Here is an 18451-nt window from a genome sequence, read left to right on the forward strand (position 1 = left end):
CCGGCACTGCCGGGGCTTCGTCGTTCCACTCGCAGCGGATCAGGCGCTGGCGAAGGTCGAGGCGATCTCGGCGCGGGCGCCCTTGATGGCGTTGGCGCGCGGTTCCTCGCCGTAGGCCAGGCCCTCGGCACGGATCACTTCGATGTCGGTGATGCCGAGGAAGCCCAGCACCAGCTTCAGGTAGTCCTCGTGGGCGGCGCCGCTCGGCTGGCCGGCGTGCAGGCCGCCGGCGGTGGAGACGATGATCACCTTCTTGCCGCCAGCCAGGCCCTGCGGGCCGTTCTCGGTGTAGCGGAAGGTCTTGCCGGCCACGGCGATGCGGTCGATCCAGGCCTTCAGCTGGCTGGGCACGGTGAAGTTGTACATGGGCGCGCCGATGACGATGGCGTCGGCGGCGAGGAATTCCTCGATGCTGTTCTCGCCCAGGGCGACTTCGTGCTTCTGCGCGGCGTCGCGCAGTTCCGCCGGGGTGCCGGCGGCGACCAGGCTGGCGGCGGACAGGTGGCTGATGGCGTCGGCGGCCAGGTCACGGTAGGTCACCTGTACGCCCGGCTCGGCGGCGGCCCAGGCCTGGACCACTTCCTGGCTGAGCTGGCGGGAGGCGGAGGCGTCGCCGAGGATGCTGGAATCGATGTGCAGAAGTTTCATGGGGTGGCTCCTGTGAATGGGGGTAGGAAGCGATGGGATGGATGCTACGCATGTAGCCAATGAGCGATAAGTCGGCAAAAATGCGATGAATCGTCCCATCAGCAAGACAATCCCATGCAGGACCTCAACGATCTCTTCTATTTCGCCAAGGTGGTGGAAGCCGGTGGCTTCGCCGCCGCGGGCCGCGAACTGGGGCTGCCGAAGTCGCGGTTGTCGCGGCGCGTCGCCGAGCTGGAGGCGCGCCTGAACGCGCGCCTGCTGCAGCGCACCACGCGCAAGCTGGCGCTCACCGCCATCGGCGAGCGCTACTACCGGCACTGCCAGGCGATGCTGGTGGAGGCGGAGATGGCCGACGAGGTGGTCGCCCAGCTCAGCGCCGAGCCCCGCGGGCGGGTGCGCCTGTCCTGCCCGGTGGCGATGGCCGAGACGTCGCTCAACGCCATGCTGCCGGGCTTTCTCGCCAGCTATCCGCAGGTCAACCTGGAGCTGCTGCTGACCAACAGGCGCGTCGACCTGGTCAACGAAGGCGTGGACGTGGCGCTGCGCGTGCGCGCCCCCGGCGATGAGGACCCGTCGCTGGTCACCCGCCGCCTGCGCCCGGCCGCGGCAGTGCTGGTGGCCGCGCCGGAGCTGCTGCGCGGCCGCCGGTTGCAGGGCCCGGACGACCTGGCCGGGCTGCCGGTGCTGGGCGCCATCGGCAACGACCGCAAGGTGCACCTGCAGTTGCACGGCCCCGGCGGCGCAGTCCGCGAACTGGCCCTGGAAGCGCGCCTGGCGGCGGAAGACTTCAACCTGCGCAAGAACGTGGCGCTGGCCGGCCTGGGCATCACCACCCTGCCCCTCTATTACTGCCTGGAAGAACTGGCCAGCGGCCAACTGGTGCGGGTGCTGCCCGACTGGCAGGAACCGGCGGCCTTTATCCAGGCGGTGTACCCGCACCGGCGCGGGCTGCTGCCGGCGGTGCGGGCGCTGATCGATTACCTGGCCGAGGGCTTCGGCCGCAGCGACGAACCGCTGTAGGGCGGCTCAGAGCGCCGGCAGCACCCGCGCCAGCAGCACGCCACCGAGCAGGCGGTCCAGCCAGAACACCTGGTGCAGCAGCACTATCGCCCAGAACACCAACTGGTAGCTGGGCTTGCGCGTCTTGTGGCGCAGCAGGCGCTGGGCCAGGAAGGCTCCCGGCCAGCCGCCCAGCAGTTCCAGCAGGTGCAGGGTCTGTTCCGGCGTGCGCCAGGCGCCCTGCTCGGCGCTGCGCTTGTCGCGCCAGTAGGCGAAGAAGGCGACCAGGCTGAACAGCGGGTAGGCCAGCAGCCACCAGGGCGCGGCGCCGGCGAGCAGCAGGCGGCCGGCGCCAACCGCAGGCAATAGCAGCAAGGCAGCGAGCCAGCCCAGCGTCCTGCCCCAGCCGTTCGGCCGGGACGGCTCGGTGATCTGCCGGCCGCTGCGAACCTTGGCGCGGGTGGCAGGCGCCGCCGGCTTGCGGCGGATCTCGGGCAGGTCCACGGCCAGCCCGGCCAGGCGCGCATGTTCGGCGCGCGGGCGGCCCTGGCGATCGGAACCCGCGACGAAGCGCACCGCATCGCCGGCCTGGGGCCGGCGGTCGCCGCGGAATGCCGAGATGTGCAGGAAGAATTCCTCGCCGCCGGCGCGCGGGCGGATGAAGCCGAAGCCCTTGTCGTCGTCCCAGCGGCTGATGACGCCGTCCTTTTCCATGTTCATCCGCGCGGCCTCAGGGAGCGGCGCTGCTCCAGTCGATCAGGCTGAACTGCCAGGTCGCCAGGATCAGCAGGCCGAAGCCGATGCGGTACCAGGCGAACATCGCGTAGCTATGATTGGCGATGAACTTCAGCAGCCCGCGCACAGCGATCATGGCGAAGATGAAGGAGGTGACGAAGCCCACGGCGAACACCGGCAGGTCGCTGGGCTGGAACAGGTCGCGGTACTTGTAGCCGGAATAGACGGCGGCGCCGACCATGGTCGGCATGGCCAGGAAGAAGGAGAACTCCGTGGCCGCCTTGCGCGACAGGCCGAACAGCAGGCCGCCGATGATGGTGGCGCCGGAGCGCGAGGTGCCGGGGACCAGCGCCAGGCACTGGGCGCAACCGACCTTCAGGGCGTCCTTCCAGGTCATGTCGTCGACGCTCTCGGCGCGGATGCGGTGCTCGCGCTTCTCGGCCCAGAGCATGACTACCCCGCCGACCACCAGCGCAGCCGCCACCGTGATGGGGTTGAACAGGTAGTGGTGGATCAGGTCGGCGAAGGCCACGCCCAGCACCACTGCGGGGAAGAAGGCGACCAGCAGGTTGACGGTGAAACGCTGTGCGCGAGGCTGGCTGGGCAGGCCGCAGATGACCTCGAGGATTTTGCCGCGGAACTCCCAGACCACCGCCAGGATGGCGGCCAGCTGGATGATGATGTTGAAAGCCTGTGCCCGCTCACCGACGAACCCCAGCAGGTCGGCGACTATGATCTGGTGCCCGGTGCTGGACACCGGCAGGAACTCGGTCAGCCCCTCGACCACTCCCAGGACGAACGCCTGAAAGGCATTCCAAAACTCCATACTGCTTCCCCCGAAGGCGCATTTTTCGTGTTTCTTCTGTTTTGTGTGCAGCCATCCGGCCCCGCTGGTGGGCCCGACGAAAGGCTGGGCATGCTACTGCATTGCAGTGCCGCGGGTCAGCGTGTAACGAAAATTTCTCGCATCTGCGCAACCTACCCTCCGGCCCTGGCCGCGAACAGGCGGTGGAATGAGACAGGCAGCGCTCGCGATCATTCCCTTAACACTCGCATTCCCTTCGCTAAGCCCTTGAAATGAAAAGTGCACATTCGTACCAAAAGCCCCTCTGAGTGGCCATCATGTATCAGCCCTGAAACAGCCCGAGAGTGCTCAGCCTCAGGAATGACGCAAACAACGATGGCATCACGAAAAACTGTTTCAACGCTGATACGCCTGCACGCAAAGCCCCATTCCAGAGGACTTGCCCCACTTTTGGTGGGGATGGCCACCCATCCTTCTGTCTCAACGGCGAAACAGGTTTCTCTCAGAGGTTTCTGTCAGTAATTCGTAAGCCCATGAATTTCAAGCGATAAGCAAAAGCGGCACGGCTTCTGCTCCATCCCGGTACTGCTGTTTAGGGCACAGCGCACCAGAAGGGATCGCCATCATGGGGAACATCGACTCAAGGATCGTCGGACTGCTCGCCTCCCTCGCCTGCATGACCGCTGCTGCGTTGCCGCCGACGGTTCAAGCGGGTGACGGCACCATCGTCATCCAGCGCACCGTACAGCCACGGGTCGCCACCCGCCCGACCATGGTGCCCGATCCGAATCCGATCACCGTCAATCCGAACATCTCCGCCCAGATCAACCGCCAGGTCGGCAACGCCGAACTGGATGACGCCGAGTTCGCCCGCGTCACCAGCGGTTCGAGCCTGTCCCAGCGGATTCTCCCGGGCGGCAACCTGGTGGGCATGGACAACGGCGCCAACCAGACGCTGCAGTCCGGCAGCCTGGGTGGCGGCGGCGGCAGTGGCGCCGGCATCTCCAACTCGGTCAATCGCACCGTGCAGCAAGGCCTGTCGCCGCTGCGCATGCTGACGGGAGATCGCTGACATGAAAGCACGCCTGCCCCTTCTCGCCCTGCTCTGCTGCTCCAGCGCCTTCGCCGCCGACCCGCAACTGGTGAACAACGCCAGCATCGACAACGCCGGGCGCGGCTACAACGGCGTGGCCAGCGTCAACCAGGCCGCCGGCGACGAACAGCAACAGGCCAACGGCCGCGCCATCGCCATCGGCACCAGCGGCGGCGCCAGCACCCGGTTCCAGCAGACCGTCATCACCACCGCCGACCCGAGCCAGGCCGCCAAGGCCTCGATCACCGGCAACTCGTTCTCCAACGGCAGCGGCGCCCTGGGCGTGAACCAGGCCGCCGGTACCGCCAACCAACAGGTCAACGCCATGAGCATCAGCGTCACCGCGGTGCCTCAGAGCGTCGACGACAACGTGCTGTCGCAGCAGAACATCACGTTGTCCCAGAACTCCGGCCCAGCCGGTTCCACCATGGGCAGTCGGCAGGTCGTCACCAGCGACCAGGCATTCGCCGGCAGCCGGGGGGTGGTCCAGGTGAGCCAGAGTGCCGGTATCGGCAATCGCATTGCCAATACCTTGAGCATCCGGGTCGCAGATTGACCCACGCCAACAACCAGAAACACTAAGCACACTAAATGCAAGGAGATACACCATGAAACCTACAATGGCCCTCAAGCCTCTGGTTTTCGCTGTTACGGCAGTCATGGCTGTAAGTGTTTACGCAGGCAATGACCATGATCGTGACCGTCGCCACGGCCATGACCACGACAACCATCACGGCCAACAGCAGTACGATCCGTACAAGGACCCGCGGATTCAGGCCGGCGCCAGCGCTACCGTTACCGATAGCCAGAACAGCTACGACAACAACGTCATCAACCAGGGGACCAAGAACACCGCAGGTGTCAGCAACTCCCTGGGTGGCGCTTCGGGCAACGTCGGGGCCAACGTCGCCGCTGGCGACATGAACCAGCAGGCCAATGCCGCCGCGCTGGCCACCGCGGATGAACACTTCATCTTCGGCTCCGCCTACGCGTCCACTTCGGTGACCCAGACCAACACCAACAACACTGCCTGGAACTTCTCCACCGCCAACAACGCCGCTCTGAACAACTCGGCCAACGGCGCCTCGGGCAACGTCGGCATCAACATCGCCGCCGGCAACTACAACCAACAGAAAAACGACATGGCCGCCGCCGTTTCCGGTGGGCGCCTGGCCGGTGCCAACAGCGGCGCCAGCCAGACCTCCAGCGGCAACAACGTAGCCAACCTGGGCATCGCCACCTTCGACACCAAGACCCTCAAGTCCAGCTTCTACGCTCATGGCACCTATCAGGGCCATGGCTCGGGCGTAGTGCTGGATGACCCGGAAAAAGGTGGTCATCACGACTACAAAGACAACGACCGCAACAAAGTGGACAAGGATCCGCTGTACTTCAGCGAGTCGGGCTCCATCGATCTGCGTGGCCAGGCTACCTATCAGGTCCTGGTTCCCAGCGGCTGGAAGGACCCGGTCGTGAACAACGCGTCCATCAACAGCTCGCTCAACGGCGTGTCGGGTAACGTAGGCGTGAACGTTGCTGCCGGCGTCGGCAACCAACAGAGCAACTCGCTGTCCATCGCCGCCGGTTGCCAGGCTTGCGTAAGCACTGGCGCAGTCACTGGCTTCTAAGCGACATCGTGCTGTACCTGGAGGCTCCGGCAACGGAGCCTCCCCTTTCTCAGCGCTGGCATAGGCGTCACGATCATGCGCACGCTCGCTTTCCTGCTCCTCGCACTCTGCTCCGGCCTGCTCCAGGCCGCGCAGCTGCCCTTCGCCATACTGCCCGGGGGCACGCTGGCCTATAAGCATGTGGAGAGCATCCGCGAACGTCGCTTCAGCAACCTGGTGGAGCAGAAGACCGACTTCAGCTGCGGCGCCGCCGCACTGGCCACCATCCTGCGCACCGGCTACAACCTCGACGTCGACGAGGAGTTCGTCATCCGCGGCATGCTGGTCAAGGCCGACCCCCAACTGGTGCGTACCCAGGGCTTCTCCATGCTGGACATGAAGACCTACCTGGAAAGCATCGGCATGCGGGCCCGCGGCTACCGCATCCCGGTCTCCTCCCTGGAGAAGCTGACCATTCCGGTGATCGTGCTGCTGGACGTGCGCGGCTACAAGCATTTCGTCGTGCTGCAGCGCACGCACAACGGCCACGTCTACGTGGGCGACCCCGTGCTCGGCCACAAGCGCTACACGGAAGAAGATTTTCTCAAGGGCTGGAACGGCATCATCTTCGCCATCATCGGCCCCGGCTACGACAGGGCCAACGCCCTGATGAGCCCGCCGGAACCCCTGACCGCGAAGAACCGCCTCGATACCTTCCGCCCCGTCAAGGACGCGGAGCTCATGGATTTCGGATTCATCCAGAGCGACTTCCTGTGAGCCAAACGATAACGAGAGGTGGGATCCTCTCGGGGAGCGAACGATGAGAACCATTCCGCTGCTCGCCACCGCCTGCCTGGTGGCCAGCCTGCCGATCCAGGCCTCCGAGATTTTCCGGCCGATCGAGCTGCACGACCAGGAGCTGGCCCAATTGCGCGGCCGCTACGTCATGCCCGGGCGCATCATCAGCTTCGGCATCGTCATGAGCAGTACCTGGAAAAACGCCGTCGGCGACAACATCGGCGCCAAGGTGAGCATGCAGATCCAGGAATCCACCATCAAACCGCAGTTCTACGTCACCACCACCAAGGAAACCGGCAACGGCGGCACACCCTCGGCCGCGACCGGCAGCATCGTCGGTGGCGCGGGGCTCAACCAGACCCAGGGCGTCACCCAGAGCGCACGCTCGGCGGGTGACTACAACACCGCCTACAACAATGTCGGCATCAACGTGAGCGAAGCCGACCAGGCGCCCGCCGCAAGCAACCAGGGCACGCCCCTGAACGGCCCGGTCAGCGCCAGCAACGGCGCCGGCACCGTCACCGTGTCCCCCGGCAACGGGAACATCCAGTTGGCGATCAACGCCAACGGCCAAGGCTCGAGCCTCCAGCAACTGGGGGCCGGCGGCCTGGTGCAGGCCACCAACCTGCTGGGTAGCAGCAACCTGGTCAACAACCTCACCCAGCTGAACGTGGTCCTGCGTAACAACGCACCTTCCGTCGGAGCGCTGGATTGCAATCTCGACCAGCTCAAGGGCCTGCGATCCATGGGAATGTGATCTACGCTCAGTGGCGGAAGTAGTGCCCAAACGATAAAGATAGGGATAGCGCGCCATGCACCGATCGCTCACGCTTCGCACTGCAATCTGTGTATCCGCTTTGCTCCCCTCGACCTTCGTCCATGCTGCGACGGAGGCCGAGGTGGAGGCTCTGAAACAGGAACTCATCGAGCTCAAGCAACGCTACGAGTCGCAACAGAAAGCGCTCATGGTGCTCGAGCAGCGGGTTCGCCAGGTAGAGGAACAGCCGGCGGCGACCCCGGCGCAGCCCAAGCGCCTGGTCACTGCCACCAACAAGCCGACGCCGCCGGGCACCGGAAGCTCCTACGGCGAATCGCTCAAGGACGACAGCAACAACCCGCCCAAGAGCGTGGAGAACCTCTACGACGAGGCCAGCGGCTTCTTCGGCAACGGCGCCTTCAGCTTCGAGACGGGCCTGACCTACACCCACTACGACACCAAGCAGCTGATCCTCAACGGCTTCCTGGCGCTGGACACCATCTTCCTGGGCAACATCGGCGTGGACAACATCAAGGCCGACAACTGGACCCTGGACCTGACCGGCCGCTACAACTGGAACAACCGTTGGCAGTTCGACATCAACGTGCCCGTGGTCTACCGCGAGAGCACCTACTCCTCGGCCGGCGCCGGCAACTCCACCGCGCAGTCCACCGACGAGAAGGTCGACCGCGACCCGACCCTGGGCGACGTCAACCTCGGCATCGCCTACAAGTTCATGGACGAGACCGAATCGCGTCCGGACGCGGTGTTCAGCCTGCGGGTGAAAGCCCCCACCGGCAAGGACCCCTACGGCATCAAGCTGGTCCGCGCGCCGGACAACGACAGCCTCAACGTGCCCGACGACCTGCCCACCGGCAACGGCGTCTGGTCCGTCACACCGGGCATCTCGCTGGTCAAGACCGTCGACCCGGCGGTGCTCTTCGCCAGCCTGAGCTACACCCACAACTTCGAGCGCGACTTCAGCGACATCAGCCCGCAGCAGGGCACCAAGCTCGGCGGCAAGGTGGACCTGGGCGACTGGTTCCAGGTCGGCGCCGGCGTGGCCTTCGCGCTGAACGAAAGGACCAGCATGTCGTTCTCCTTCTCCGACCTGATCTCGCAGAAGAGCAAGCTCAAGCCCGACGGCGGCGACTGGCAGTCGATCACCGACAGCGACGCCAACGCGGCCTACTTCAACTGGGGCCTGACCTACGCCTGGAGCAACAACCTGACCATAGTGCCGAACCTGTCCATCGGCATCAGCCCCGATGCCCCGGACTTCAGCTTCAGCGTCAAATTCCCCTACTACTTCTGAACCCCGCATACGACAACGGCCCCTTTCGGGGCCGTTGTCGTTGCTGCGCTTCGCTCAGCGCAGCTGGTGTTTGTGCAGCAGGCGGTAGAAGGTCGGCCGCGAGATGCCCAGCATGCGCGCCGCCAGGCTCAGGTTGTCGCCGTGGCGGGCCAGGGCGTCGCACATGGCCTGGCGCTCGGCGCCCAGCTTGTACTCCTCCAGGGTCACCAGCGGCACCTTGCCGGAGCCGCCGCGCTGGCGCTCCAGGCCCAGGTCGCGGGCCTCGATCTGCCTGCCTTCGGCCAGCACCAGGCCACGGCGCACGCGGTTGGCCAGCTCGCGCACGTTGCCCGGCCAGGCGTGTTCGGCCATCGCCGCCAGGGCGTCGTCGCTGAAGCGCCGCGGGCGGCGGCCGGTCTCGACGCTATAGAGGTGGGCGAAGTGGTTGGCCAGCAGCGCCAGGTCGCCATTGCGCTCGCGCAGCGGCAGGGTCGACACCTGCAGCACGTTCAGACGGTAGTACAAGTCCTCGCGGAAGCTGCCGGTGCGGATGGCGTTCTCCAGGTCCAGGTGGGTGGCCGCCAGCACCCGCACGTCCACGGCGATGGGCTGGCTGCCGCCGACGCGCTCGATCTGCTTCTCCTGCAGCACCCGCAGCAGGTTGGCCTGCAACTCCAGGGGCAGGTCGCCGATCTCGTCGAGGAACAGGGTGCCGCCGTTGGCCTGCTCGAAGCGGCCGATCTTGCGCTGGTGCGCGCCGGTGAAGGCGCCCTTCTCGTGGCCGAACAGCTCGGACTGGATCAGGTGCTCGGGAATGGCCCCGCAGTTGATCGCGATGAACGGCCGGTTGGCCCGCCGCGACTGGCGGTGCAGGGTACGCGCCACCAGCTCCTTGCCGGTGCCGCTCTCGCCGCGGATCAGCACCGGCGACTCGGTGGGCGCGAACTTCGCCAGCAGGCGGCGCAGCTCCTGCATCGAGCGGCTCTCGCCGAGCAGCTCGTGCTGGTGCTCCAGGCTGTGGTAGGTACCGCCGCGCCCGCGCAGGCGCGCCATGCCGAAGGCGCGGCCGAGGGTGACCTGCACCCGCGCCACGTCGAACGGCAGGGTATGGAAATCGAAGAACCATTCGCAGACGAAATCGCCCACCTCCTGGATGGGCAACGCGTCCGGGCTGAGCACCGCGATCCACTCGGTGCCGCTGCGGGTGATGAGGTCCTTCACCGACTCCGGGCGCTCCAGGTGTTGCGGATGCAGACGCAGCAGGCCGACGTCGCAGTTGCGTTCGCTCGCCACGTCGAGCCCGCAACTGTCCACCTCCCACCCTGCTGCCCGGAGCCCGGGCAATAATCGCTGGCAGTCATCGCAGGGATCGACCACCAGCAGGCGACGCCGTTTCGACGCTACTTCGAGCATGCTCCCTTCCTTGGCGCCATTTTTTTGAAAAACTTTATAAAACAGAAACTTGGCGCTCCAAGTTGTAAAGCTAGCAATATCTTGACGCGTCCATTGACCGTTTTCCTATAAGGCCGATGCCGAAACGATCTCAGCAGCCCGTTCCGGCCTATTGACTTATGCCGAAAGCCTCTGGGAAAGCCCTCCTTCATGCCCTTTCCACTCACCTCGCGTCGGAAAATCGTCTTTTCCGGGTGACGAGGGCCCGCAGCCGGCTGTTCAGGGCACCATGGCCATGCCGACGCCGAAGCGGTTCCAGGCGTTGATGGTGGCGATGGCCAGGGTCAGGTCGACGATCTCGGTGTCGTTGAAGTGTTCGCGCAGGGCGTCGAACTGCGCCTGCGGGGCGTGCTTCTCGGCCAGCAGGGTGAGGCTTTCCACCCAGGCCAGCACGGCGCGCTCGCGAGCGCTGAAGAAGTTGGTCTCGCGCCAGACGCTGAGTGTCTGCAGGCGCGCCTCGCTCTCGCCGGCCTTGCGCGCGTCGTCGGCGTGCATGTTCACGCAGTAGGCGCAGCCGTTGATCTGCGAGGCGCGCAGGCGGATCAGCTCCAGCAGGCCATGGTCCAGGCCGGACTTCGCCAGCGCCTGCTCCAGCCCGAGCATGGCCTTGTAGGCGCTGGGGGACTGCCCGGCCCATTCGATACGTGCACTCATGTCTCTCTCCAGTGGGGCCCGCCGGTTGCGGGAATGGAGCTACCTTAGCCGTCGTTGCCGGGCCGCCGAATAGCCAATGCCGGGCAATAGCGGGAGTCCATTGCCGCCCTAGCGGTCGATGCGGGTGGAGAGAATGATCGACGACATGGTGCGCTCCACCCCGTCCAGCGCGCCGATGCGGTCGAGCAAGGCATCCAGGTCGCGGATCGACAGGGCCTCGACAATGGCGATCATGTCGAACTGGCCGCTCACCGAGTGCAGCGTCTTCACCTCGGGAATCTTCTCCAGCGCCTGCACCACCGGGTGCGACAGCTTGGGCAGCGCCGTCACCAGCACGTGGGCGCGCACCAGCGACTGCGCGTAGCTGTCGGCCACCTTGATCGAATAGCCGCTGATGATGCCCTGCTGCTCCAGGCGCTCGATCCGGCTTTGCACCGTGGAGCGCGACACCCCGAGCTTGCGCGCCAGCTCGGAAACCGACTCGCGGGCATTGGCGCGCAGGAGGCTGAGCAGGGCCGCATCGGCGTTTCTCGTCATTTTGTCGAATCCATTGGTTGAATTGCCTGGAATAGCTCCGTCATTTTGCAGATTGGCGGATTCATTTCAACGACCGGCTTTGCCACCATGTGCACCAGCGCCGGCCCGCCAGGGCCGGCCGACAAGCCTGGCCAGGCTTGCCCTCTCCGCGTTCGCGCCATCCATCGGAAGGCCGGCTGCGGAGCGCGTGCGGCGGTGCAAGAGACACCTGCCTGGGCAATGCTGGAACAAGGGCCAGGCACGCCAGAATCCTTGGGAGAGATAAATGCACAACAACCGCCACCCCCATACCCCCGGCAAGCAACCGGTGACCATCTTCGGCCCGGACTTCCCCTTCGCCTTCGACGACTGGCTGGAACACCCGGCGGGCCTGGGCAGCATCCCGGCGCACAACCACGGCCAGGAAGTGGCCATCGTCGGTGCGGGCATCGCCGGGCTGGTGGCGGCCTACGAACTGATGAAGCTGGGCCTGAAACCGGTGGTCTACGAGGCCTCCAAGCTGGGCGGCCGGCTGCGTTCGGAGCCCTTTGAGGGCGCCGAGGGCGTCATCGCAGAACTCGGCGGCATGCGCTTCCCGGTTTCCAGCACGGCCTTCTACCACTACGTGGACAAGCTGGGTCTTGAGACCAAACCCTTCCCCAACCCGCTGACGCCGGCCTCCGGCAGCACCGTGGTGGACCTGGAAGGCACCAGCCACTACGCGGAGAAGATCGACGACCTGCCGCAGATCTTCCGCGAGGTCGCCCAGGCCTGGGCCGACGCCCTGGAGGACGGCGCGCGCTTCTCCGAGATTCAGGACGCCATCCGCGAACGCGACACCGTCAAGCTCAAGGCGCTGTGGGACGAACTGGTGCCGCTGTGGGACGACCGCACCTTCTATGACTTCGTCGCCACCTCCAAGGCCTTCTCGCGGCTGTCCTTCCATCACCGCGAAATCTTCGGCCAGGTCGGCTTCGGCACCGGCGGCTGGGACTCGGACTTCCCCAACTCCATGCTGGAGATCTTCCGCGTGGTGATGACCAACTGCGACGACCACCAGCACCTGGTGGTCGGTGGCGTCGAGCAGGTGCCGCGCGGCATCTGGAACCACGTGCCGGAGCGCTGCGCGCATTGGCCGGCCGGCACCTCCCTGGCCAAACTGCACAATGGCGCGCCGCGCCCGGGGGTGAAGAAGATCGCCCGCGCCGCCAGCGGCAACCTGGCGGTCACCGACTACTGGGGCGACACCCGCGAATACGCCGCGGTGCTGACCACCTGCCAGAGCTGGCTGCTGACCACCCAGATCGAATGCGAGGAAGCGCTGTTCTCGCAGAAAATGTGGATGGCCCTGGACCGCACCCGCTACATGCAGTCGTCGAAGACTTTCGTCATGGTCGACCGGCCGTTCTGGAAGGACAAGGACCCGCAGACCGGCCGCGACGTCATGAGCATGACCCTCACCGACCGCCTGACCCGCGGCACCTACCTGTTCGACAATGGCGACGACAAGCCCGGGGTGATCTGCCTGTCCTACTCCTGGATGAGCGACGCCATGAAGATGCTGCCGCACCCAGTGGAGAAGCGCGTGCAGCTTGCGCTGGATGCCTTGAAGAAGGTCTACCCGAAGGTGGACATCGCCAGCCACGTGATCGGCAACCCCATCACCGTGTCCTGGGAGGCCGACCCGCACTTCCTCGGCGCCTTCAAGGGCGCCCTGCCCGGCCACTACCGCTACAACCACCGCATGTACTCGCACTTCATGCAGGACGACCTGCCCGCCGAGCAGCGCGGCATCTTCATCGCCGGCGACGATGTATCCTGGACCCCGGCCTGGGTCGAAGGCGCGGTACAGACCTCGCTGAACGCTGTGTGGGGCATCCTGCACCACTTCGGCGGCGCCACCCACCCGGACAACCCCGGCCCCGGCGACCGCTATGCCGAACTGGGCCCCGTGGCCCTGCCCGACTGACCAAGGAGGAAGCGCCATGCGCCTCGCCCTCTACCAGTGCCCCCCGGGGCCCAACGACCTCGCCGGCAACCTGCGCCGGCTACGGGAGGCCGCGCAACGCGCGGCCGCCCAGAGCGCGGACCTGCTGGTCTGCCCGGAAATGTTCGCCAGCGGCTACAACATCGGCGCCGAACGCGTCGCCGCCCTGGCCGAAGCCGCCGACGGCGCCATCGCCGAGACGGTGGCGGGGATCGCCCGGGAGTTCGACGTCGGCATCCTCTACGGCTACCCGGAAAGCAACCCGGCCGGCGCGCCGTTCAACAGCGTGCAACTGATCAACCGCCGCGGCGAGCGCCGCGCCAACTACCGCAAGACGCACCTGTACGGCGACCTTGACCGCGACCAGTTCAGCCCCTCGGACGAGCCGCCGGCGATCGTCGAGCTGGACGGCTGGAAGCTCGGCCTGCTGATCTGCTTCGACGTCGAGTTCCCCGAGGCCGTGCGCACCCTGGCCCTGGCCGGCGCCGACCTGGTGCTGGTGCCGACGGCCAACATGCATCCCTACGAGTTCGTCTGCCAGGTGCTGGTGCCCACCCGCGCCTACGAGAACCAGGTGTTCCTCGCCTACGCCAACTTCCAGGGCAGCGAAGGCGAGCTGGAATACTGCGGCCTGAGCTGCGTGGTGGCCCCGGACGGCCAGGTGATGGCCCGGGCGAAACAGGCCGGGGAACTGCTGATCGCCGACCTTGAGCCGGAACGCATCGCCATGGTCCGCGAGGGCTACAGCTACCTGCGGCTGCGCAGGCCGATGCTGTATCGGTCCTGATGGAGCGGCTGCAAGGTACACCCCTCCCCCCTGTCTTGCGCCGAGGTGCTCTTCGTAGGATGGGTTGAGCTTGAAACCCATGCGGTTGCGGCGATGGGTATCGCTTCGCTCAACACCATCCTACGAAAAGCCGTGCTTCCTGGAACGTAGGACCTTGTCCGCGATAGCCGGACGTTCCGGCGCGGATCGCGGATAAGATCCGCTACGCCGCCCCACCCACACCACACCCTGTAGGAGCGCGCTCTGCGCGCGAATCGCAGGCCCGTAGGATGGGTTGAGCGAAGCGATACCCATCACCACGGCAGCATGGGTATCGCAAGCTCAACCCATCCTACGCAAAGCGCCTCGGCGCGGCCTGCGCGTGAAGCGCAGGCTCACCCGTTGTTCTTCTTCACGATGGCATCGGCGATGTTCGCCGGCGCCTCGGCGTACTTGGTGAACTCCATCGAGTAGCTGGCGCGCCCCTGGGACATGGAGCGCACGTCGGTGGCGTAGCCGAACATCTCGCCCAGCGGCACCTCGGCGCGGATCACCTTGCCCGCCGGGGTGTCTTCCATGCCCTGGATCAGGCCGCGGCGGCGGTTCAGGTCGCCCATCACGTCGCCCATGTAGTCCTCGGGGGTCACCACCTCGACCTTCATCACCGGCTCCAGCAGCACCGCGCCGCCCTTCTGCGAGAGCTGCTTGGTGGCCATGGAGGCGGCGATCTTGAAGGCCATCTCGCTGGAGTCGACGTCGTGGTACGAGCCGTCGTACACCGTGGCCTTCAGGCCGATCAGCGGGTAGCCGGCGAGCACGCCGTTCTGCATCTGCTCCTCAATGCCCTTCTGGATCGCCGGGATGAACTCCCGCGGGATCACCCCGCCGACCACCTCATTGTGGAACTCCAGGCCGTCCTTGCCCTCGTCGCCCGGCTCGAAGCGGATCCAGCAATGGCCGAACTGGCCGCGCCCGCCGGACTGGCGGACGAACTTGCCCTCGATCTCGCACTTCTTGCGGATCGCCTCGCGGTAGGCCACCTGCGGCTTGCCGATGTTGGCCTCGACGTTGAACTCGCGGCGCATGCGGTCGACGATGATGTCTAGGTGCAGCTCGCCCATGCCGGAAATGATGGTCTGCCCGGTCTCCTCGTCGGTCTTCACGCGGAACGACGGGTCTTCCTGTGCCAGCTTGGACAGGGCGATGCCCATCTTCTCCTGGTCGGCCTTGGTCTTCGGCTCCACCGCCACCGAGATCACCGGGTCGGGGAAGTCCATGCGTTCGAGGATGATCGGCTTGTCGATGGCGCACAGGGTGTCGCCGGTGGTGACGTCCTTCATGCCGATCAGCGCGGCGATGTCGCCGGCGCGCACTTCCTTGATCTCTTCGCGCTGGTTGGCGTGCATCTGCACCATCCGCCCGACGCGCTCCTTCTTGCCCTTCACCGAGTTGAGCACCGCGTCGCCGCTGCTCAGCACGCCGGAGTAGACGCGGGTGAAGGTCAGGGTGCCGACGAAGGGGTCGGTGGCGATCTTGAAGGCCAGCGAGGAGAACGGCTCGTTGTCGTCGGCGTGGCGCTCGTCGTGCTTCTCCTCGTCGTCCGGGTGGGTGCCCTTGATCGCCGGGATTTCCGAGGGCGCCGGCAGGTAGTCGATCACCGCGTCCAGCACCAGCGGCACGCCCTTGTTCTTGAACGAGGAACCCAGCACCGCCGGGACGATCTCGTTGGCCAGGGTGCGCTGGCGCAGGCCGGCCTTGATTTCCTCCAGGCTCAGCTCCTGGCCCTCGAGGTACTTGTTCATCAGCTCGTCGTTGGCCTCGGCGGCGGCCTCGATCATGTGCGCGCGCCACTCCTCGGCCAGCGCCTGCAGCTCGGCGGGGATCGGTTCCTCGCGGTAGCTGGTGCCCTGGTCGTCGTCGTTCCAGTAGATGGCCTTCATCTTCACCAGGTCGATCTGCCCGTTGAAGTTCTCCTCCGCGCCGATGGCCAGCTGGATCGGCACCGGGTTGTGGCCCAGGCGCCGCTTGATCTGCTCGACCACGCGCAGGAAGTCGGCGCCCTGGCGGTCCATCTTGTTCACGTAGGCCAGGCGCGGCACGTGGTACTTGTTGGCCTGGCGCCACACCGTCTCGGACTGCGGCTCGACGCCGTCGGCGCCGCTGAACACCACCACGGCACCGTCGAGCACGCGCAGCGAGCGCTCCACCTCGATGGTGAAGTCGACGTGGCCGGGGGTGTCGATGATGTTGAAGCGGTACTTGTGCGGGTACTGCTTGGTCGAGCCCTGCCAGAAGGCGGTGGTGGCCGCCGAGGTGATGGTGATGCCGCGCTCCTGCTCCTGCACCATCCAGTCCATGGTCGCCGCCCCGTCGTGCACCTCGCCCATCTTGTGGTTGACCCCGGTGTAGAACAGGATGCGCTCGGTGGTTGTGGTCTTGCCGGCGTCCACGTGCGCGACTATGCCGATGTTGCGATAAAGCTCGATGGGCGTGGTGCGAGCCATGATGTGCTCCGTTTCTGCTGGATGACTTGAGGTTTCGACCGCGAACGGCAAAGCCGTCCGCCGAAGAAGGCAAACCCTCGAATTATGCATTCGGGACAGGCTCAAGGTAGCGCGTCTGCGCGGCAATTCCAGTGCCGATGACGGCGCCCGGCACATGCGCCGACCGGCTGCGGCATCACGGCATTGCGCCGCGCGGCGGAACCGACATAAAATGAGAGTCATTCGCAAATGATCATCTGGCGCACGACACCGTGGCATTCGCCGAACCCTCCGCCGACCAGCACCTGCACACCCTCTACGAACGCCACCACGGCTGGCTGCAGCAATGGCTGCGCGGCCGCCTGGGCAACGCCTGGGATGCCGCCGACCTGGCCCAGGACACCTTCCTGCGCCTGCTGCGCCGGCCGCTGAGCGACGTCGGCGATCGCCCGCGCGCCCTGCTCACCCACATCGCCAAGGGCCTGCTGGTGGACCGCTGGCGCCGTCAGGAACTGGAACGCGCCTACCTCGAAGCCCTCGCCGCGCTGCCCGAGGAACTGGCCCCCGGCCCGGAGGCCCGCGAACTGATCCTGGAAACCCTGGAGCGCATCGATGCGGCGCTGGGCGAACTGCCCGCCCTCACCCGCGAAGCCTTCCTGCTCGCGCAGCTGGACGGCCTCACCTACCCGGCCATCGCCGAGCGCCTGGGCCTGTCCCTGGCGACCGTCAAGCGCTACATGCGCGCGGCCTTCATCGCCTGCCTGAGCCTGGCCTGATGCACGAGCAGACGCTGGACCCGCGCATCCTCGGCGAAGCCGCCGACTGGCTGGTGCGCCTGGGCGAACGCCCGGCCAGCGCCGCCGACCTGCGGGCCATCGAGCAATCCATCGAGCAATGGCGCGGGCGTAGCGCGCAGCACGCCGAAGCCTGGCGCCGCGCCGAAAGCCTGCTCGGCGGCCTGCAGCAACTGCCGCCGGGCATGGGCCGGCAGAGCCTGCAACACCTGGGCGAACGCGGCCTGAGCCGGCGGCAGATGCTCAACCGCCTGGGCCTGCTGCTGGCGGTGGCGCCCGCGGCCTGGCTGGGCGCGCGCCAGCTGCCCTGGGCCGAATGGAGCGCCGACCAGCGCACCGCCACTGGCGAGCGCAAGCGCGTGCAACTGCCCGACGGCAGCCTGCTGACGCTCAACACCGGCAGCGCCGTGGACATCCGCTTCAGCCCGCGGGAACGCCGCCTGCGCCTGCTCGACGGCGAAATCCTCGTCGCCACCCACGCCGACCCGGCGCCCGCGCCGCGGCCGTTCCTGGTGGAAAGCCGCCAGGGCCTGCTGCGCACCGCCGGCGCGCGCTTCGCCGTGCGCGACCTGGGCGAGACGTGCCGGGTGGCCGTGCTGGAAGGCAGCGTCGCCGTGGAACCCTTCGCCACCGCCGCGCGGCGCCAGGTCGAGGCCGGCCAGCAACTGCTGTTCAGCGCCGGCGCCCTGCAGGCCGTGCAGACGGCGGACGCCAATGCCAGCAGCTGGGAAAACGGCATGCTGCTGGCCCAGGACATGCGCCTGGACGCCCTGCTGGCCGAACTGGGCCGCTACCGCAACGGCGTACTGCGCTGCGCGCCCCAGCTGGCCGGGCTGCGCGTCAGCGGTGCCATCCCCCTGGGCAACGACGACGCCGGCCTGCGCCTGCTGGCCGACATGCTGCCGCTGAAGGTCAGCAGCCTGACGCGCTACTGGGTGACCCTGGAGCCCGCCTGAACCCCGCCGCTACGCCGCCCCAACGACCCCCGAAAAATTTTTCATCCACCATGACACCTTTTTCCTGCTCGTCCGGTGAAGGAGGAAACACCTCATTCACTCCTCGC

The 18451-nt window shown here is 66.5% G+C and carries 18 protein-coding genes; 11 read left to right on the forward strand and 7 right to left on the reverse strand.

Going from position 1 to position 18451, the window contains the following annotated elements; all coding sequences use genetic code 11:
* Positions 1-39: 39 nt before the first annotated feature.
* On the reverse strand, positions 40-648 hold the full coding sequence (locus PcP3B5_RS15830) for an FMN-dependent NADH-azoreductase (RefSeq protein WP_061561821.1): 609 nt from the start codon (positions 646-648) through the stop codon (positions 40-42).
* A gap of 114 nt (positions 649-762) precedes the next feature.
* Here PcP3B5_RS15830 and PcP3B5_RS15835 point away from each other — a divergent pair, with 114 nt between their 5' ends.
* Positions 763-1668, forward strand: coding sequence for a LysR substrate-binding domain-containing protein (locus PcP3B5_RS15835; protein ID WP_061561822.1), 906 nt, complete (start codon positions 763-765; stop codon positions 1666-1668).
* A gap of 6 nt (positions 1669-1674) precedes the next feature.
* Here the strand turns inward: PcP3B5_RS15835 and PcP3B5_RS15840 are convergent, their stop codons facing one another.
* A complete protein-coding gene (locus PcP3B5_RS15840) occupies positions 1675-2361 on the reverse strand; it encodes a DUF1294 domain-containing protein (RefSeq protein ID WP_061563281.1) in 687 nt (228 codons plus the stop codon).
* A 16-nt stretch (positions 2362-2377) separates the two neighbouring features.
* Positions 2378-3208: an undecaprenyl-diphosphate phosphatase gene (locus PcP3B5_RS15845; protein ID WP_009621814.1), complete on the reverse strand. Its 831-nt coding sequence runs from the start codon at positions 3206-3208 to the stop codon at positions 2378-2380.
* Positions 3209-3812: 604 nt separating this feature from the next.
* On the opposite strand from PcP3B5_RS15845, the gene PcP3B5_RS15850 reads away from it, so the two are divergent.
* From PcP3B5_RS15850 to PcP3B5_RS15875, 6 genes are all read left to right on the forward strand, one after another.
* Positions 3813-4259 (forward strand): hypothetical protein, encoded by a 447-nt coding sequence (locus PcP3B5_RS15850; protein WP_058489851.1) that lies wholly within the window; start codon positions 3813-3815, stop codon positions 4257-4259.
* A gap of 1 nt (position 4260) precedes the next feature.
* The gene (locus tag PcP3B5_RS15855) at positions 4261-4836 is read left to right on the forward strand and encodes a hypothetical protein (protein ID WP_009621810.1); all 576 of its coding nucleotides are present in this window, start codon (positions 4261-4263) and stop codon (positions 4834-4836) included.
* 52 nt (positions 4837-4888) lie between these two features.
* Positions 4889-5908, forward strand: coding sequence for a hypothetical protein (locus PcP3B5_RS15860; RefSeq protein WP_009621808.1), 1020 nt, complete (start codon positions 4889-4891; stop codon positions 5906-5908).
* A 75-nt stretch (positions 5909-5983) separates the two neighbouring features.
* Positions 5984-6664, forward strand: a complete 681-nt coding sequence (locus PcP3B5_RS15865; RefSeq protein ID WP_009621806.1) for a C39 family peptidase — start codon at positions 5984-5986, stop codon at positions 6662-6664.
* A gap of 43 nt (positions 6665-6707) precedes the next feature.
* Positions 6708-7442 carry a hypothetical protein gene (locus PcP3B5_RS15870; protein ID WP_009621804.1) on the forward strand — a complete coding sequence of 245 codons (735 nt, stop codon included), beginning with the start codon at positions 6708-6710 and terminating at the stop codon, positions 7440-7442.
* A gap of 55 nt (positions 7443-7497) precedes the next feature.
* Entirely contained in the window at positions 7498-8757 is a 1260-nt protein-coding gene (locus tag PcP3B5_RS15875) for a coiled-coil domain-containing protein (RefSeq protein WP_061561823.1), read from the forward strand.
* Between the two features lie 54 nt (positions 8758-8811).
* On the opposite strand, the gene PcP3B5_RS15880 is transcribed toward PcP3B5_RS15875, so the two are convergent.
* The 3 genes from PcP3B5_RS15880 to PcP3B5_RS15890 form a co-directional block, all read right to left on the reverse strand.
* Complete coding sequence (locus tag PcP3B5_RS15880) at positions 8812-10149, reverse strand: sigma-54 dependent transcriptional regulator (protein WP_009621799.1); 1338 nt, start codon at positions 10147-10149, stop codon at positions 8812-8814.
* A 258-nt stretch (positions 10150-10407) separates the two neighbouring features.
* The gene (locus PcP3B5_RS15885) at positions 10408-10842 is read right to left on the reverse strand and encodes a carboxymuconolactone decarboxylase family protein (protein ID WP_009621797.1); all 435 of its coding nucleotides are present in this window, start codon (positions 10840-10842) and stop codon (positions 10408-10410) included.
* Positions 10843-10950: 108 nt separating this feature from the next.
* Entirely contained in the window at positions 10951-11379 is a 429-nt protein-coding gene (locus PcP3B5_RS15890) for an Lrp/AsnC family transcriptional regulator (protein ID WP_058070895.1), read from the reverse strand.
* A gap of 265 nt (positions 11380-11644) precedes the next feature.
* Here PcP3B5_RS15890 and PcP3B5_RS15895 point away from each other — a divergent pair, with 265 nt between their 5' ends.
* Both PcP3B5_RS15895 and PcP3B5_RS15900 read left to right on the forward strand, forming a co-directional pair.
* A complete protein-coding gene (locus PcP3B5_RS15895) occupies positions 11645-13327 on the forward strand; it encodes a flavin monoamine oxidase family protein (protein WP_058070896.1) in 1683 nt (560 codons plus the stop codon).
* A 16-nt stretch (positions 13328-13343) separates the two neighbouring features.
* A complete protein-coding gene (locus tag PcP3B5_RS15900; protein ID WP_058070897.1) occupies positions 13344-14132 on the forward strand; it encodes a carbon-nitrogen hydrolase family protein in 789 nt (262 codons plus the stop codon).
* 374 nt (positions 14133-14506) lie between these two features.
* On the opposite strand, the gene fusA is transcribed toward PcP3B5_RS15900, so the two are convergent.
* On the reverse strand, positions 14507-16615 hold the full coding sequence (gene fusA / locus PcP3B5_RS15905; protein ID WP_043316676.1) for an elongation factor G: 2109 nt from the start codon (positions 16613-16615) through the stop codon (positions 14507-14509).
* Between the two features lie 251 nt (positions 16616-16866).
* On the opposite strand from fusA, the gene PcP3B5_RS15910 reads away from it, so the two are divergent.
* On the forward strand, positions 16867-17370 hold the full coding sequence (locus PcP3B5_RS15910; protein WP_058070898.1) for a sigma-70 family RNA polymerase sigma factor: 504 nt from the start codon (positions 16867-16869) through the stop codon (positions 17368-17370).
* Positions 17370-18344: a FecR domain-containing protein gene (locus PcP3B5_RS15915; protein ID WP_058070899.1), complete on the forward strand. Its 975-nt coding sequence runs from the start codon at positions 17370-17372 to the stop codon at positions 18342-18344. Before PcP3B5_RS15910 ends, PcP3B5_RS15915 begins: the two co-directional genes overlap by 1 nt.
* Positions 18345-18451 lie beyond the last annotated feature (107 nt).

The organism is Pseudomonas citronellolis, from assembly GCF_001586155.1.
Lineage (GTDB): Bacteria > Pseudomonadota > Gammaproteobacteria > Pseudomonadales > Pseudomonadaceae > Pseudomonas > Pseudomonas citronellolis.